Origin of the sequence: Streptomyces sp. NPDC055955, from assembly GCF_042270245.1 — a bacterium.
Classification (GTDB): domain Bacteria; phylum Actinomycetota; class Actinomycetes; order Streptomycetales; family Streptomycetaceae; genus Streptomyces.
This window is the reverse complement of sequence record NZ_JBHJYS010000020.1, coordinates 86,449-102,402: the sequence shown is the minus strand read 5'-3', so window position 1 is coordinate 102,402 and position 15,954 is coordinate 86,449. Positions and strand designations below refer to the sequence as shown.

At 71.9% G+C, this 15,954-nt stretch carries 12 protein-coding genes and 2 pseudogenes; 6 read left to right on the top strand and 8 right to left on the bottom strand.

All coding sequences use genetic code 11. The features are described 5' to 3' along the window. Window positions 1-11 precede the first annotated feature (11 nt). On the top strand, window positions 12-755 hold the full coding sequence (locus tag ACFC96_RS32910) for an SRPBCC domain-containing protein (protein ID WP_376264025.1): 744 nt from the start codon (window positions 12-14) through the stop codon (window positions 753-755). 51 nt (window positions 756-806) lie between these two features. On the opposite strand, the gene ACFC96_RS32905 is transcribed toward ACFC96_RS32910, so the two are convergent. Next, complete coding sequence (locus ACFC96_RS32905) at window positions 807-2,630, bottom strand: endonuclease/exonuclease/phosphatase family protein (protein ID WP_376264027.1); 1,824 nt, start codon at window positions 2,628-2,630, stop codon at window positions 807-809. A 216-nt stretch (window positions 2,631-2,846) separates the two neighbouring features. Here ACFC96_RS32905 and ACFC96_RS32900 point away from each other — a divergent pair, with 216 nt between their 5' ends. Beyond that, on the top strand, window positions 2,847-4,289 hold the full coding sequence (locus tag ACFC96_RS32900; RefSeq protein WP_376615612.1) for a hypothetical protein: 1,443 nt from the start codon (window positions 2,847-2,849) through the stop codon (window positions 4,287-4,289). Between the two features lie 235 nt (window positions 4,290-4,524). After that, window positions 4,525-5,982 carry an alkaline phosphatase PhoX gene (locus ACFC96_RS32895; protein ID WP_376615610.1) on the top strand — a complete coding sequence of 486 codons (1,458 nt, stop codon included), beginning with the start codon at window positions 4,525-4,527 and terminating at the stop codon, window positions 5,980-5,982. 65 nt (window positions 5,983-6,047) lie between these two features. On the opposite strand, the gene ACFC96_RS32890 is transcribed toward ACFC96_RS32895, so the two are convergent. Next, window positions 6,048-6,947 (bottom strand): serine/threonine-protein kinase, encoded by a 900-nt coding sequence (locus ACFC96_RS32890; protein ID WP_376264034.1) that lies wholly within the window; start codon window positions 6,945-6,947, stop codon window positions 6,048-6,050. Window positions 6,948-7,234: 287 nt separating this feature from the next. Between ACFC96_RS32890 and ACFC96_RS32885 the strand changes: the two are divergent. Both ACFC96_RS32885 and ACFC96_RS32880 read left to right on the top strand, forming a co-directional pair. Then, window positions 7,235-7,427, top strand: a pseudogene (locus ACFC96_RS32885) (aminocyclopropane-1-carboxylate deaminase/D-cysteine desulfhydrase family protein); the annotation flags it as partial. A 141-nt stretch (window positions 7,428-7,568) separates the two neighbouring features. Continuing rightward, complete coding sequence (locus ACFC96_RS32880) at window positions 7,569-7,796, top strand: CarD family transcriptional regulator (RefSeq protein ID WP_116502770.1); 228 nt, start codon at window positions 7,569-7,571, stop codon at window positions 7,794-7,796. A 221-nt stretch (window positions 7,797-8,017) separates the two neighbouring features. On the opposite strand, the gene ACFC96_RS32875 is transcribed toward ACFC96_RS32880, so the two are convergent. The 6 genes from ACFC96_RS32875 to ACFC96_RS32850 all read right to left on the bottom strand — a co-directional run bounded on the left by ACFC96_RS32875 (window position 8,018) and on the right by ACFC96_RS32850 (window position 14,269). Then, window positions 8,018-9,232, bottom strand: a complete 1,215-nt coding sequence (locus tag ACFC96_RS32875) for a TerD family protein (RefSeq protein WP_376264310.1) — start codon at window positions 9,230-9,232, stop codon at window positions 8,018-8,020. Between the two features lie 73 nt (window positions 9,233-9,305). Then, window positions 9,306-10,295 carry a zinc-dependent alcohol dehydrogenase family protein gene (locus ACFC96_RS32870; RefSeq protein ID WP_376264036.1) on the bottom strand — a complete coding sequence of 330 codons (990 nt, stop codon included), beginning with the start codon at window positions 10,293-10,295 and terminating at the stop codon, window positions 9,306-9,308. After that, window positions 10,292-11,122, bottom strand: coding sequence for a carbohydrate ABC transporter permease (locus ACFC96_RS32865; RefSeq protein WP_376264039.1), 831 nt, complete (start codon window positions 11,120-11,122; stop codon window positions 10,292-10,294). The genes ACFC96_RS32870 and ACFC96_RS32865 overlap by 4 nt, the downstream gene beginning before the upstream one ends. Continuing rightward, complete coding sequence (locus tag ACFC96_RS32860) at window positions 11,119-12,054, bottom strand: carbohydrate ABC transporter permease (protein ID WP_376264042.1); 936 nt, start codon at window positions 12,052-12,054, stop codon at window positions 11,119-11,121. The genes ACFC96_RS32865 and ACFC96_RS32860 overlap by 4 nt, the downstream gene beginning before the upstream one ends. Beyond that, window positions 12,051-13,421 (bottom strand): ABC transporter substrate-binding protein, encoded by a 1,371-nt coding sequence (locus ACFC96_RS32855; protein ID WP_376615608.1) that lies wholly within the window; start codon window positions 13,419-13,421, stop codon window positions 12,051-12,053. Before ACFC96_RS32855 ends, ACFC96_RS32860 begins: the two co-directional genes overlap by 4 nt. Window positions 13,422-13,507: 86 nt before the next feature. Next, window positions 13,508-14,269: a DeoR/GlpR family DNA-binding transcription regulator gene (locus ACFC96_RS32850; RefSeq protein ID WP_376615606.1), complete on the bottom strand. Its 762-nt coding sequence runs from the start codon at window positions 14,267-14,269 to the stop codon at window positions 13,508-13,510. 566 nt (window positions 14,270-14,835) lie between these two features. Here ACFC96_RS32850 and ACFC96_RS32845 point away from each other — a divergent pair. After that, window positions 14,836-15,952, top strand: a pseudogene (locus tag ACFC96_RS32845) (hypothetical protein); the annotation flags it as partial. Between the last annotated feature and the right edge of the window lie 2 nt (window positions 15,953-15,954).

The window sequence follows — 15,954 nt, the reverse complement described above, 5'->3', positions numbered from 1 at the left end:
GAGTTACCGCCATGACGAACGAACCCAGGGAATTCGAGATCGCCCGCGAGTTCGAGGTCGACGCCACCCCCGAGCAGGTCTGGGAGGCGCTCACCTCGGGCACCGGCGGCTGGCTGTGGCCGATGGAGTACGAGCCGAAGGAGGGCGGCCGCGGCCCCCACGGCGCGACGATCACCGCGTGGGACCCGGAACACCGGCTCACCGCCCGCTCGGACAACCCGGAAGCGCTGCCCCCGTTCCAGACCCTCAACCAGCTGGACCACGTCATCGAGGCGCGTGACGGCGGCAGCCGCGCCTGGGTCCGCTACGTCCACAGCGGGATCTTCGTCGACAACTGGGACGACTACTACGACGGCGCCGACAAGCACACCGACTTCTACCTGCACACGCTGCGGCAGTACCTGACGCACTTCGCGGGCCGGCCCGTCGCCTTCGCCATGTTCGACGGGCCCGCCGCGTCGGCGAACCCCGAGGCGCTCGCCGCCGTCGGCCGCGCCCTCGGCCTGTCCGACGACGCCGCCGAGGGCGCCGAGCTGCGCGTCCGGGGACCCGGCGGCGAGACCCTGGAAGCCGTACTCGACTACCGCAACCCGTACTTCATCGGCCTGCGCACCGACGACGCCATGTACCGGTTCTTCGGCCGCGGCCGCTGGGGCGCGCCCGTCGGCATCGTCGTCCACGACTTCGCGCCGGACGCCGACGCCGCGCAGGACGAGGCGGCCTGGCGCGGCTGGCTGGACGGGGTCTTCGCCTGACGACCCCGCCCGCCGGACCATCGGCCGGTGCTGCGGACGGGCCCGCAGGTGCTACGGACGGAACCGCAGCACCTGCGGGTCGTGGTCGCTGATCTGGTCGTTGAACTCGCTGTTGATGTGCACGCTGTCGTACGCGAAGTCGTCGTGCCGGATCGAGGGGCTGATCAGGATCTGGTCGAGGACCTGGCTGTTGCCCTGGTAGTCGTACGTGTAACGCTCGCTCCTCGGCAGGGACTTGATCGCCGACCACAGGGCGCCGCCGTCCTCCAGGCGCTGCGCCGTGCCGGAGAACTCGAAGTCGTTGATGTCGCCGAGGGTGACGACGTCGGCGTTCTTCTGCGCCTCGAGGATGTCCTTCACGAAGCCGTTCACCGCGTCCGCCTGCGCGTGGCGCTGGGTCTCCGAGCTGCGCGCCGGCGGCTGGTACTGCGCCGTCAGGCCCTGGTCGCCGCCCTTGGACGCGAAGTGGTTGGCGATGACGAAGACGGTCTTCCCACGGAAGACGAACTCGCCCGCGAGCGGCTTGCGGCTGTTCTTCCACGCCTCGTCGGCCGGGGCGATCCGGCCCGGGGAGGCGGTCAGCGCCGCCCGGCCGCGCGTGCGGGTCACGCCCACGGGGGTCGTGGAGTCGCCGCCCGCGCGGTCGGTGAACGAGACGCGCTCGGGGTTGAAGAGGAACACCTGGCGGATGTTGCCGCCGGGCTCGCCACCGTCCTGGTCGTTGACCGGGTCGACGGAGCGCCAGTCGTACCTCGGGCCGCCGGCGGCGACGATCGCGTCGATCAGCTTGTTCACCGTGACGTCCGCGGCGACCGTGCCGTCGTCCTTCGCGCCGTTGTTGTCCTGGATCTCCTCCAGGGACACGACGTCGGGCGACCGGAGGTGGTCGACGATCGCGGCCGCGTGCGCGGCGAACGTGCCGTCGGACGGGTCCAGGTTCTCGACGTTGTACGTGGCCACGGCCAGCTCGCCGCGCTTCTGCTTCCGCGTCGTCTCCCGCTCCAGGCCCCCCTTGTCCAGGGTGCCGAGCTCCCGCGCGACCAGCGTGTAACCGCCGAACTGGGTGTAGTCCAGAGGGCCTTCGGTCCGGCCCGCGAGGGTGTCCCCGACGTTCGCCGCGGGGAAGTCGGCGACCGTGCCGAGCGACTGGATCTGGAGGCGGCCCGTGTTCTGGGACTCGTACGAGCCGTAGACGGTGCCGCCGCGGCGGGTGGGGTTCTCGTGCGGCTTGACCGTCACCCACAGCTCGGCGTACGCGTCGGAGGCGGTGACGACGCGGGAGGAGCCGACGCGTACGTTCATGCCCTCCAGGGACTCGTAGAGGTCCAGGGCGTACTTCGACGGGCGCAGCGGCAGTGCGTTGACCGAGCCGTTCGCCGCCGGGTCGCCCGCCGGGGCGTACGCGGCGGGAACCGACTTCGCGTCGAGGACGGTGGCGGCCGGGAGCGCGTTGCCCGACGAGACGACCGTGACCGTCGGCTTGGTGATCTCAGTGACGGACTGGTTGCCCGACGAGGCGCCGCCGGGGACGTACTCCGAGACCGTGCCCGAGACCGTCACCGCGTCGCCGGCGGCGGCCTTCGGGGTCGAGCTGGTGAAGACGAAGACGCCCTCGCTCGTGGCGGGGTCGTCGTCGGGCGCCGTGTCCTGGATCCAGAAGCCCTTGGACGAGCCGTAGGTTCTGACGCCCGTGACCACACCGGCCACGTCGGTGACCTGTTTCCCGGCCAGCGGGGACGTCCGGGTCGTGCCCTGGATGTCATGGATGCGTATCGCGTCCGCGTGCGCGGGCGAGGTGAGGACGACGGCGGAGACGGTGGAGCAGACGGCGGCGACGGTCAGCGCGGCGAGGCGCGACGAGTTCTTGCTCGGCAAAGGATCCCTCCGGGGACGTGCGTGATGCGCCGGGACGAGGGTGGAGCGAGCGAGCCGCTCCGTGCTCTTCTACGCGCGTAAATCTCTTGTGGAGCAAGGGGAGTTGTCAAGGTTTCAGCGGTGTACGGTTCCTGACGGGTACATGAACCGGGCGGCATGCTGCCAAATCCGTCTAGGCTGAGCGGTCGCACAACACGTCCGGAGGAGAACAAGGCGATGTCAGACAGCTCCCCCCTGCCGCCGGCGAGGCTGCACCCCGAAGCGGAGCTCGCGCGCGACGCCCTCGCCACCCCACTGCTCTCCCGCGCGGTGCGGCTCGCCCGCTGGGCGGGGCCCGCGACCCGGGTCGGAGCGGGCGGTGAACTCGTCGAGGAACAGCTGCCCGCCGCGGCGCTCGAACTCGGGCTCGCGGCCGATGCCGACGGGGCCGCGGACGCGAGCGAGGCCTGGCGGGTCGCGGTCGACACCGGGCTCGTGGAGATCGTGGACGAGAAGGAGGGCACCGTCGCCGCGGGCGAGGACCTCGCCGTCGTCGCCTCCGGCAGTCCGCGGGACATCCTCGCCCTGTGGCTCGGCGCCCTGGACACCGCGCTCGCCGACGCGAGCGTGCCGGACCTCGACGACCTCGTCGACGTCTTGGAGGAGACCGGCGAGGTCGACTTCTCGCAGCTCGACTGGGACCCCGATGCGGAGGCCGAGTTCCTCGAGGGCGTCCTCGGCAACCTCTATCTGCTGACCGTCACCGAGGGCGGCGCGGGCGACGAGCCCGTTCCGCTGCCCGCCCTCGCCGCGTCGATGATCGTGCCCGACGACATGGGTGAGCCCACGGACGACGTCCTGGAGCAGGTGTCGGACGCGATGCTGAAGCTGGACGACCAGTTCCGGCTGCTCGTCCCGGTGGGGCTCGTCGAGTTCCAGCCGGTCGACGAGGCGCTGATGGCGGAGATCGAGGAGGGTGAAGGGGGTACCGAGCCCGAGGCCTTCGACGACTCGGACGTCACGCGGTACGGCATGGTGCGGCTCACCCCGCTCGGGCTCTACGGCGTCCGCGCGCGCTTGGTCGACGCCGGTCTCGACGCGCCGGTCGTCGGCGACCTCGCGGACAAGGGCGCGGACACGCTGCTCGACGGCACGTCGTCGTTCCCGCAGGCCGCGGCGCAGGCCGAGATCGAGCAGTGGCTCGCGAGGCGCCGACCGCTCGCGGCGGCAAGGGAGTTGCTGGCGGCGGCGCGCGGCGCCGACGCCGGGGCGCCGCTGCGGCGGCTGCGCTGCCAGCAGGCGCTGTCCCTGGCGGGCGGCGAGGCGGAGCCGGCGCTTCGTGAGGTGCTCGACGACGCGGAGCTGGGCGGCCTCGCCCGGGTCTGGCTCGCCGAGCACGGGGCGGGTGACGTGCCCGCGCCGCCGGAGTCTTTGATCTTCTGGCTCACCGTCGACACGATCGCCGCGCAGCTCGCCCTCGAGGGCAACTCCGACGAACTCCAGGGCCTGGTCGAGGGGCTCGCGGCGCAGCACCGCGGGTTCTTCGCGGCGGCGTGGAAGGTGGACCACCCGGCGACGGCGGACGTCCTGGAGGCGATGGGACGTCTGCACCCCGACAAGAAGGTGGCCAAGGAAGCCCGCAAGGCGGCGTTCAAGGCGCGTTCCGCGCAGGGCGGATAGCGGACGGCGACGCCGGGACAGGAAGGGGGCGGGGCGCGAGAGCGCTCCGCCCCCTTTCGCGTACCGCCTTTCGCGTACCGCCCGCCCTCCGCGCCGCCGCCGACGACCGTGAACGCGTTCGCTCTGTCGCCGTCGTGCGGAGTTCAGCCGCCGTTCAGGCATGGCAGGGAACGTGTGGCCGAAACAGCATCAGCGCCCGCTCCACCGCCACAGCCACCTGGTCACAGGAGACACCATGTCGCTCACCCGCAGGGACTTCACGAGACGCTCCGCCGCCACGGGCGCGGGCATCGCCCTGGCCGGCACCGTCGGCGCGCTCGCCACCGCTCCCGGTGCGCTGGCCGCCGAGGGCGAATACGGGGACACCGCGCACACCGAGGGCCCCGACGGGCACCACCACGGTGTGGGCTACGGCCCGCTCGTCGACGACCCGAAGGGCCTGCTCGCGCTGCCCGCCGGATTCTCGTACCGCGTCATCACGTACACCGGCAGGACGACCCTGGAGTCGGGCGAGTCCACCCCGTCCAACCACGACGGCACCGCCACCTTCGACGGCCCCCGCGGCGCCACGCTGCTCGTCAACAACCACGAGATCGGCGGCGCCCGCACCAAGGCGAAGTACCCGGTGCCGCTCGCCGAGGGACTCGTCTACGACCCGGCCGCCGCCGGCGGCTGCACCGTCGTCGAGGTCCGCCGCGACGGACAGGTCGCCGAGTGGGTCGGCATCGCCGGCACCGCCACCAACTGCGCGGGCGGGCGCACCCCTTGGGACACCTGGCTGACCTGCGAGGAGACCGAGGACAAGGCCGGCGCCAACGGCATGACCAAGGACCACGGCTACGTCTTCGAGGTCGACCCCGCGGACCGCCGCGCGAACCGCGAGCCCAAGCCGGTCAAGGCCTTCGGCCGGTACGCGCACGAGGCCGTCGTCATCGACCCCAAGCGCGGCCACGCCTACCTCACCGAGGACGCGTCCGGCCCCAACGGCCTGCTCTACCGCTGGACTCCGCCACAGGGCTTCCACCACGGCCGCGGCAAGCTGCGCACGCTCGCCGACGACGCGGGCGTCCTCCAGGCCACCAGGTGCTTCGACTCCGGCGGCCGCTTCGTCGACGACCTGTCGCGCGCCACCCGGATCGGCACGGTCTACGGCGTCGACTGGGTCGACGTGCCCGACCGCGACGCCAGGACCGTCTCCGTGCGCAAGCAGTTCGCCGACGGTGAGGTCACCCGTGCCCGCAAGCTCGAAGGCATGTGGTGGGCCGACGGCGGCACGTACATCGTCTCCTCGTTCGCCCGTGGGGAGAGCCCCGTCCAGCACGACGGACAGGTCTGGTTCTACGACCCCAGGCGCCGCACCCTGACGCTCAAGGTCCTGCTCGGCGTGAACGCCGACCCGTCCGAGGACGGCGCCTTCGACGGCCCGGACAACATCACGGTCTCCCCGTACGGCGGTCTCGTCATCGCCGAGGACGGCAACGGCATCCAGCACCTGTTCGGCGCGACCGACAGCGGACGCACGTATCCGATCGCGCGCAACGAGCTGAACATCGGCACCGAACAGGAGCCGGAGTACAGCGAGTTCACCGGCGTCACGTTCTCGCCCGACGGCCGGACCCTCTACGCGAACATCCAGACCCCGGGCATCATGCTCGCCATCACGGGACCGTGGAAGCGCCAGCGCTCGAACTGAGCACGCTCACCCTGCGGTCGGCGCGCACGCATCTGTCGTGCGCGCCGGCCGCGGTCGTTCCCGGGTCAGTCCTGCCCCTCCTCCGCCGACAGCCGCTCCGCGAGCGACTCCTCGTGCACGTGGATGAGGGCCGCGACCTCCTCCTGCTGCCACCAGGGATACGGGGTCGCCCGCGCCACGCACCACGCCAGGACCTCGGGGACCGTCGGACGGGCGTACGGGGACTTGGCCAGGCAGCGGGCGAGGAACCCCTCCCACTCCTGGTCCGGGACGCCGACGAGGTCCGGCGGCTCGTGCAGCGTGCGGTGGATGACGTGCGGGGCGTTGCCCGCGCCGTGCGGATTGCGGCCCGTCGCGCAGAGACCGAGCAGCGCGCCGAGCGCGAACACGTCCGCGGGCGCGCCGGCCGGGACGGCGTGGGTGATCTGCTCGGGCGCCATGAAGCCGGGGGAGCCGACCGGTTCGGCGGCCGGTCCACCGGTGCCGGGCGTCCCGGCTCCCGGCACCGCCGCCTTCGCGACACCGAAGTCGATGACCTTGGGCCCGGCCGGCGTCACGACGACGTTCGCCGGCTTGAGATCGCCGTGCACGAGCCCCGTCGCGTGGATCGCGGTGAGCGCCCCGGCGAGCGAGGCGCCGATCGCGGCGAGAGCACCCGGGTCCGGGAGGCCGAGCGCCGCCACCGCCTCGGACAGCGAGGGGCCCACACAGAACTCGGCCGCGAGCCAGGGCACCGGCGCCTCGGGATCGGCGTCGAGCACGACCGCCGTGAAGGGCCCCCGCACGGCCCGCGCGGCCTCCGTCTCCCACCGGTACCGCGCTCTGAACAGCGGCTCGGCGGCGAGAGGTTCCCGCACCGTCTTGACCACCACGACCCGGCCATCGGGGGAGCGAGCCAGATGGGCGGTCCCCGTGCCGCTGTCGCCGAGCTGACTGACGAGGCGATATTCCGCGAGACGCACCATGGAACGCCATCCTCCTGTACGGCTTCGAACAGCGGTACCGCGGCTCGCCGTCGGCGGGCGGGGACGCCCGGAAGCCCCGGGCCGCCGAGAGCCGCCGACGATCACTGCGACGCCGGGCGGCCACCGGGGAGTTCCCCGTGAACGCCATGGGTATCTGACAACTCGTCGAGTCCGGCGGCCGCCCCCGCCGCGTCCTCGGTGTCGACCGTCTCGCGCTTGGCCTCCGCCGAGCCGGACCGCACCCTGGGCAGAGCCTGCGGATCGCCCGGGGGCAGGGGCCCCGAGGCCGGCTCCTCGACGCGATGCGGCCGGCCGCCCGCACCGAGGGCATGGTGACCGGTCCCGTGTACGAGGGAAGTCGACGGCCGGGATGATCGGCCTGGTGGTGGCCCGGGGCGAGATCGGATCCGACAGGACCGCCCTGTCGGCCCAGCTCGGCGGCGGGCCGCCCCGAACGCCCACAGCGCGTTGTTCCAGTGATCTGCGTCGCTGCACAACCCGTTGCGGAGAGACTCAGGCGCAGGTGAGCGCAGGTCGCGAGGGGTCTTTCGCGGACATCGTCACCGAAGTGTGAGGACGCAGGCGTGGTGTCCGTGGGTGCGCGGGGCGCATACTCGTTGAATGACAAGGCCCCCCAGTACGCGCCGCCACCTTCCGGGCAGCCCCTTCAATGTGCCGGCAAAGCCCGCTCCGCCGGTCGAGCAGTTCGCCGTGGGCGACCGCGTTTCCCATGATCAGTACGGCCTCGGCAGGATCATCGGGGTCGAGGGCGACGAAGCCGTGCTCATCGACTTCGCCGGGCAGCAGGGCCGATTCCTGAGCCCGTTCTCCAAGCTGTCCAAGCTCTGACGTATCCGACGCTTCGGAACCGGCGCCCTGGATTCGGGGGTCGTGTCCATGCTTCGGAGGCTGACGCCATGAGGCGGTCGGCAGCACGGGTTTCCGTGCCGCCGGCCGCCTCTGCCGTGTCCGCCCGTCACCCCTCGTGACGCCCCGGATCCGGGTGGCAACCCCTCGCTCGCATGAGCGAGGGACCGTCGTCCTCGGCGAAGCTGTGCTGCGGGCCGTCCTCAGAGCGCCTGTGCCGCAGGCTTGACCATGCCGCGTACCGTCCGCGACTTCACGAAGTCGCCCATGGCCGTCATGTCCCACTCGCCGGAGAACTGACGGATCAGCTTCGCCATCATCACGCCCGTCTGCGCCTCCGCGTTCGTCAGGTCGAAGCGGACGAGCTCCTCGCCCGTCGCCGCGTCGACGAGGCGGCAGTAGGCCTTGGCGACCTCGGTGAACTTCTGGCCCGAGAAGGAGTTCACCGTGAACACCAGGCCCGTCACCTCCTGCGGGAGCCGGCCCAGGTCGACGACGATCACCTCGTCGTCCCCGCCGCCCTCGCCCGTGAGATTGTCGCCGGAGTGCTTGATCGCGCCGTTCACGATCGAGAGCTTGCCGAAGTAGCAGCTGTCCACGTGGTTGCGCTGGGGGCCGAAGGCGATGACCGACGCGTCCAGGTCGATGTCCTTGCCGCGGAACGCGGGCTCCCAGCCGAGACCCATCTTGACCCGCGAGAGCAGCGGCTGCCCGCCCTTGACCAGGGACACCGTCTGGTTCTTCTGGAGGCTGACGCGCCCCTTGTCCAGATTGATCTTGCCGGCGCCCGGAGCGGGGGCCGCGGGCGCGGCGGCCGGAACCGCGGGGGCCGGTGCGGGCGGCGCCACGCGCGGGTCGACCGGGGGAGTCGTCGGCGCGGGCATGGCCTGCACGGGCTGCACCGGAGCGGGGGCCGGGGCCGCGGGCTCCTCGACGCTCACGCCGAAGTCCGTGGCGATGCCCGCCAGGCCGTTCGCATACCCCTGGCCCACCGCGCGCACCTTCCACGCGCCGTTGCGCAGGTAGATCTCGACGATCACGAGGGCCGTCTCGGTGCCGAGCTGCGGCGGCGTGAACGTGGCGATCACGGAGCCGTCGTCGACGCCCCTGATCGTGGCCGTGGGCTCGATGCCCTGGAAGGTCTGGCCGGCCGCGTCCGGGCTCGCGGTGACGACGATCTTCTCGATGCCCGGCGGCACGGCGGCCGTGTCGACCACGATCGCGTCCGGTGCCGTGCCACCGCCCGAGCGGTAGGTCACGCCCGGGCCCGAGGGCTGGTTGTAGAAGATGAAGTCGTCGTCGGAACGCACCTTGCCGTCGGCGGTGAGCAGCAGGCCCGAGACGTCGAGCCGCACCGGGGCGGCGACGTCCACCGCCACGCGGGCGGTGGACAGCGGGATGTTCGAGCCGGGGGTCATAGCGGTCATGCCGGGGTAACGAGCGATGCCGCTTTGCCGTTCCCTTACCTGCCGACGACTTCGCACCGATGGCTCACGGCACCACCACGATCTTGCGCCCCACCCCGGACGCGAACTGGTCGAGCGCCTGCGGATACGCGTCGAGCGGCAGCCGGTCGCTGATGAACACGTCCGGGTCGAGGACACCGCCCGCGAACAGCTCGGCGGCCCGCTCGTAGCTGTGCAGGACGGCCATCGAGCCGGTGATGGTGATCTCCTGGTTGTAGATCCGGTACGGGTCGATGGACACGCGCGTGGCGTAGTCCGCGACGCCGAACTGCAGGAACGTCCCCGCCTTCGCGACCCGCCCGAGACCGTCCTGGATCGCGCCCGCGTTGCCCGTCGCGTCGATGACGACGTCCCAGCCCTGCGGACGGTCGAGCTCGTCCGCGTGCGCCCCGGAGCCCGAGACGCCCAGCTTCCGGGCGGTGGCGAGCCGGTCCGCGTTCAGATCCACGACGTCGACGCTCGCGGCGCCGGTCCGCTTGGCGAGCTCCAGCATCATCAGGCCCATCGTCCCCGAGCCGTAGATCAGCACATGGGAGCCGAGGCGCGAGTTCAGCACGTCGTAGCCGCGTACGGCGCAGGACAGGGGCTCGATGAGAGCCGCGTCCTCGGTGCGGACGTGGTCGGGGAGGCGTACGCAGTTGGCCACGGGCGCGACGGCGTACCGGGCGGCGCCGCCCGCGGTGGTGACGCCGATCGCGGCCCACCGCTCGCAGAGGTTGTTGTGGCCCGAACGGCAGTAGCGGCACTCGTGGCAGTAGAGGGAGGGGTCGACGGCGACGCGGTCGCCGACCGACACCTCGCGCACCTCACGCCCGAGGCCGACGACCACGCCCGCGAACTCATGACCGGGCACCACCGGCAGGGTCGGCGCGAACTCGCCCTGGAGGATGTGCAGATCGGTGCCGCACAGCCCGCACGCCGCGACCTCCACGACGACGTCGCGCGGTCCTGGCGTGGGGTCGGGGACCTCCGTGACCACTGCCTTGCCGACGGACTCGATGACGGCGGCCTTCATTTCACAGCTCCCAACGACAGGCCCTGGACCAGTTTGTCCTGGGCGGCGAATCCCGCGGCGAGTACCGGCAGGGAGATCACGAGGGACGCGGCGCACACCTTCGCCAGGAACAGGCCCTGGCTCGTGATGAAGCCGGTCAGGAAGACGGGCGCGGTCTGCGCGACGACACCGCTGAGCACGCGCGCGAAGAGGAGTTCGTTCCAGCTGAAGATGAAGCAGATCAGTGCCGTCGCGGCGATGCCCGGCATGGCGATGGGGGCCACCACGCGCGCGAGGAGGGTCGGCAGGCGCGCCCCGTCGATCCGCGCGGCCTCGATGACCGCGATCGGCACCTCGGCGAGGAACGACTGCATCATCCACACCGCGATCGGCAGGTTCATCGACGTGTAGAGGATGACCAGGAGCCAGATGTTGTCGAGCATCCCGGTGTTCTTGGCGAACAGGTAGATCGGCAGGAGGCCCGCCACGACGGGGAGCATCTTCGTCGACAGGAAGAAGAACAGGACGTCGGTCCACTTCTTCACGGGCCGTATCGACAGCGCGTACGCGGCCGGCAGGGCCAGCACCAGGACGCACAGTGTCGAGGCGAGCGACGCCACCGTGGAGTTGACGAGCGCGGGCCACGGGCTCGCGCCGCCCGTCGTGCCGAAGAAGTCGCGGTAGCCGTCGAGGGTGAGGGACGCCGCGAACGAGGGAGGGTTGGTGGCGGCGCTCTCCTCCGAGTGGAAGGACGTCAGCACCATCCAGGCGATGGGCAGGAAGAACAGGATGCCGGCGAGCCAGGCGACGAGCCCGAGCCCTTTCGCACGCGGTGGTCGGAGATTCATGCGCGGGACGCCTCCTCGCGGAACAGCGACGACACCACGCGCAGCGCGAACGTCGCGATGATGATCGAGCCGATGACGACCAGGACGCCGGCGGCCGACGCGAGGCCGTTCTCGTGGGCCTGGTAGAAGCTCTGGTAGACGGTGTACGGCAGGTTGGCGGTGCCGAGGCCGCCCGAGGTGATCGTGAAGACGGCGTCGAAGTTCTGCACGATGTACACGGAGCCGAGCAGCGCGCCCAGTTCGAGGTAGCGGCGCAGGTGGGGCAGCGTCAGATACCGGAAGACCTGCCAGTTGCCCGCGCCGTCCATCCGGGCCGCCTCGATGAGTTCGGGGGAGCGCGACTGGAGGCCCGCGAGCAGGATCAGCATCATGAACGGCGTCCACTGCCACACCAGGGCCGTCTCGACGGCGAGCAGCGGGGTGTGGGAGATCCAGTCGGGCTGGGGGCCGCCGACGTAGTGCAGCAGGCCGTTGAGGAGCCCGTACTCGGGGTTGTACAGGACGTGCTTCCACAGCAGCGCGGCGGCGACGGGAACCAGCAGGAACGGCGCGATGAGGAGCGTGCGCACGAGGCCGCGGCCGCGGAACTTCCGGTCGAGGAGCAGCGCGAGGCCGAGACCGACGACCAGGCTCACGATGACGACCGTCGCGGTCAGCAGGATCGTCGTCAGGACGGACTTGCGCAGGTCCGGGTCGGTGAGTACCTCGCCGTAGTTGGCGAACCAGGTGAAGCGGCGGGCGTCCGGATACAGAGCGTTCCAGTCGAAGAACGAGATCACCAGCGTCGCCACGAAGGGCAGCTGGGTCACCACGATCATGAACACGAGGGCGGGCAGGAGCGGGGCCCTGGTGGCCCAGGCGCGCAGCCGGCCGGGGGACTTGGCGGTGCCCACGCGCGCGTGGGCGACGGGAACGGTCGTGGTCGCGGTCATCGTCCCTCGTACTCCTTCGCGATCTCGTCGGCGAGCTTCTGGGACTTCCTCAGGGCCGTGTCGACCGACTGGCGTCCGGCGATGGCCGCGCTGATCTCCTGCGAGACCTTGGTGCCGAGATCGGTGAACTCGGGGATGCCGACGAACTGGATGCCGGGCGCGGGCCGCGGCTGGACGCCGGGGTCGCGGGGGCGGGCCCCTTCGATGGCCGCGCGTGTCACGTCCTGGAAGGCGGCGGCCTCCTTGCGGTACTCCGGGTTGGTGTACGTCGAGGCGCGCTTGCCGGCCGGCACGTTCGACCAGCCGATCTCGTTGCCGACCAGGTTCTCGTAGCCCTTGCCCGACGCCCAGGAGACGAACTTCCACGCCTTGTCGGGGTTGCGCGAGGCGTTCTGCACGCCCCAGGCCCACGTGTAGAGCCAGCCGGAGCTCCGTGTCCTGTCGACCGGCGCGGGTACGTAGCCGATCTTTCCCTTGACCGGGGACTTGGCCGATTCGAGCGAACCGGCGGCGGCCGTGGCGTCGTACCACATGGCGGTCTTGCCCTGGGTGAGGTTGTTGAGGCACTCCGCGTAGCCGGACTGAGCCGCTCCGGACTCGCCGTGCTCGCGGACGAGGTCCACGTAGAAGCGGGTCGCCCTCTCGAACCCGGGCGAGGTGAGCCGCGCCTTCCAGTTCTTGTCGAACCAGGTGCCTCCGAAGGTGTTCACCACCGTCGTCAGCGGCGCCATGAGCTCGCCCCAGCCGGGCAGGCCGCGCAGACAGATGCCCTTCATCCCGGGCTCGGCGCCGTCCGCCTTCGCGGCGAGGTCGGCGACCTGCTGCCAGGTGGGGTGCGCGGGCATGCGCAGCCCCTTCTCGGCGAAGACGTCCTTGCGGTACATGAGGAAGGACGACTCGCCGTAGAACGGCTGGCCGTAGACCTTCCCGTCGTCCCCGGTGAGCGACTCGCGCATCGGCGCGAGAATGTCCCGCTCGTCGTACGCGGCGTCCTTGCGCGCGTACGAACCGAGCTCGTGCAGCCAGCCGTTGCGGGCGTAGATCGGTATCTCGTAGTTGCTCAGCGTCGCGACGTCGTACTGGCCCGCCTGGTTGGCGAAGTCCTGGCTGATCTTGTCGCGGACGTCGTTCTCCGGCAGGACGGTGAAGTTCACCTTGATGCCGGTCTTCTTCGTGAAATGCGCGGCGGTCAGCTTCTGCAGCTCGGTCATCTGCGGGTTGTTCACCATCAGGACGTTGATGGAGTCACCGCCCGAGCCGGTCCCGCCGGCGCCGGCCCAGCAGCCGGAGAGCAGCGGGGCGAGCAGCGTCCCTGCGGCGGCCGCGGCGCACAGCGCGCGTGGCCTCCGTCGGCTCTGGGTTCGCATGAATGCTCCTGAACGTATGGGGCGAAAGGGGAGAAAAGGGGTGCGCCGAGGTGTGCGGAACCCGTCGGCGTACGCGGGCAGGGATGTCAGACGCGCAGGACCTGCGGCCCCTGCAACGCATAGCGGTGAGCCTCGGACGCGGGCAGCTGCGTGCCGGTCACGATCGCCTCCAGCGAGGAGACCGGCGCGAACCGGCAGAAGCTGACCGCCCCGAACTTGGTGTGCACGCCCGCGAACACCGTGCGCCGGGAGGCCCGCACGGCCTGCGCCTTGACCTCGCTGACCGCGGGGTCGGGCGTGGTCAGGCCGTGCTCGCGCGAGATGCCGTTGGCGCCGATGAACGCCAGGTCGATCACGAACCCGGCGAGCATCTTCGTCGTCCAGTGGTCGACCGTGGCCAGCGTGCCGGACCGCACCCTGCCGCCGAGCAGCAGCACCGTCGTGTTCTCCGCCTCGGCGAGTGCGCCCGCCGTGGCCAGCGACGCGGTGACCACGGTGAGCGGCCGGTCCCGCGGCAGGGCCTCGGCGATGAGCTGGGGCGTGAACCCCTCGTCGACGAAGACGGTCTCCGCGTCCCCGAGCAGCTCGGCCGCCGCGGCGGCGATCCGGCGCTTCTCCGGGACGTGCATGGTGGTCCGGAACGCGAGCGTCGTCTCGAACCCGGCGCTCTCCACGGGGTAGGCGCCGCCGTGCGTGCGCCGCACCAGGCCGTGGTCCTCCAGGGCCCGCAGGTCGCGCCGCACGGTCTCCTTCGCGACGCCGAGTTCGGCCGCGAGCACGGTGACGTCGACGGAGCCGCTGCGGCGTGCGGCGCGCACGATCTCCCGCTGGCGTTCCTCCGCGCTCATGGTGTGCACCTCTCTGTGCGGTCCTGGCTGTGCGGTGCGGGCCGTGGGGGCCTGCCCGGTGTCCGGTCCCGCCGCCCGTTCGGGCCCGTGCGGTGACTCTGGAAAATTTGTACAGCGGGCCCGCGGCCGTGACCAGGTTCGTTACCGGTCCGATGCTGCCCGTCTGTGCCCGTTCGTGCCGGTGGCTGCCCGCCGCGGACCTGGGGCGGTGCGCGCAAGCGGGCACGGAGATGCCCGTTCGGGGCGCCGCGGCCGCCCGTTCGCTGCCCGCCCGGCGCATTCGCTCTGCGTCAAGGAGAGCTGAGAAGGCGTCAACAGCGCGTCATCGGCGGGGCCGGAGCGGGCCGGAGCGGGGGCGGGCGGGGATGACGTCACTGCCGAAGCACCTTCCGTCACCACTCTTCCGTCACCACCCAGGGGCAGCCGTGAACGACCGCATCTAAGGAGACGACACCGCGCCCTGCGAACCCACCCCGGCCGGACCCCTGTTCGTCCCCGTCCAGCCGGGACCCGGGACCTGTGCGACCCGCCTCTTCCGCACCGCGCGCGGTGGCCGCACCGCCGTCGGCTTCACCAGCGAGCGCCTCCTCGTCGATGTGCCCGGCCCCGGCCCCGGTCCCGGTGGCCGCCGGACGCGGGGCGACGGTGAGCGGGACCTGCGCGCGGCCCTGCGGCACGGCGTGGGGCGCATCGTCGTCGACTCGGCCTCCGGGATCGCCCGCCTCGCCGCGTACGTCCCTCAGGGCACCCGGCAGCGCGTCATGGCGCGTGTCGTGCCGGGCGTCGCCGCGGGCGGGCATGCCGCGATCCGCTCCAGGACGGACGACCGGACGTTCGGCCTGTCCGTCGCCGTCGGCTCCGCGTTGCACGCCGTGACGCGCCTCGCCGAGCAGCCGGGGCTCGAACTGACCGGACCGCACTGCCCCATCGGTTCGCAGATCGACACGTGAAGCCGTACGTCGGCGCCGTGCGGCACCTCGTCGGCCTGATGGCACGCATCCGCGACCGGCACGGGATCACCCTGCCCGAGCTCGACATCGGCGGCGGCCACGCGGTCGCCCACCGGCCCGGGGAGCACCCGCTCGTGCACGGGATCACCCTGCCCGTGCTCGACATCGGCGGCGGCCACGCGGTCGCTCACCGGCCCGGGGAGCACCCGCTCGACGTGCCGGAGCCGGCCGCCGCGTGCGCCGCGAACTCGCCGACGCCTGCGCCCGGTCGGACCTTCCGCTGCCGCGCCTCGCCGTCGAGCCGGGCCGCGCCGTGGTCGCCCGCGCGGGCGTGGCCCTGTACCGGGTGCTCCCCGTGAAGCGCACCGGTGCCCGCGTCTTCGTCGGCGTCGACGGAAGTATGAGCGACAACCCGCGGCCCGCGCTCTACCGCGTCCGCTGCGCGCCCCGCCTCGTCGGCAGGCGCTCCACGGCGGCCACGCGCCCCGTCACGGTCGTCGGCCGGTACGGCGAGGCGGGCGACGTCCTCGCCCCGGACACGCCGCTGCCGGACGACGTACGGCCCGGGGACCTCCTCGCCGTGCCCGTGGCGGGCGCCCAGCAGCTGTCGACGGCGTTCGGCTACGACCCGGTGGGACGGCCGCCCGTCGTCGCCGTGGCGGACGGGCGGGCCGGGCTCCTGGTGCGCCGCGAGTCGGCGGAAGGCCTCAGGCGCCGCGACGCAGGGCTCTGAAC

Coding starts and splice junctions, on each gene's coding strand:
- ACFC96_RS32850 (WP_376615606.1), bottom strand. CDS start 14,269: ATGAGCGCGGAGGAACGCCAGCGGGAGATCGTGCGCGCCGCACGCCGC.
- ACFC96_RS32860 (WP_376264042.1), bottom strand. CDS start 12,054: ATGACCGCGACCACGACCGTTCCCGTCGCCCACGCGCGCGTGGGCACC.
- ACFC96_RS32865 (WP_376264039.1), bottom strand. CDS start 11,122: ATGAATCTCCGACCACCGCGTGCGAAAGGGCTCGGGCTCGTCGCCTGG.
- ACFC96_RS32880 (WP_116502770.1), top strand. CDS start 7,569: ATGACAAGGCCCCCCAGTACGCGCCGCCACCTTCCGGGCAGCCCCTTC.
- ACFC96_RS32875 (WP_376264310.1), bottom strand. CDS start 9,232: ATGACCCCCGGCTCGAACATCCCGCTGTCCACCGCCCGCGTGGCGGTG.
- ACFC96_RS32870 (WP_376264036.1), bottom strand. CDS start 10,295: ATGAAGGCCGCCGTCATCGAGTCCGTCGGCAAGGCAGTGGTCACGGAG.
- ACFC96_RS32900 (WP_376615612.1), top strand. CDS start 2,847: ATGTCAGACAGCTCCCCCCTGCCGCCGGCGAGGCTGCACCCCGAAGCG.
- ACFC96_RS32895 (WP_376615610.1), top strand. CDS start 4,525: ATGTCGCTCACCCGCAGGGACTTCACGAGACGCTCCGCCGCCACGGGC.
- ACFC96_RS32855 (WP_376615608.1), bottom strand. CDS start 13,421: ATGCGAACCCAGAGCCGACGGAGGCCACGCGCGCTGTGCGCCGCGGCC.
- ACFC96_RS32910 (WP_376264025.1), top strand. CDS start 12: ATGACGAACGAACCCAGGGAATTCGAGATCGCCCGCGAGTTCGAGGTC.
- ACFC96_RS32890 (WP_376264034.1), bottom strand. CDS start 6,947: ATGGTGCGTCTCGCGGAATATCGCCTCGTCAGTCAGCTCGGCGACAGC.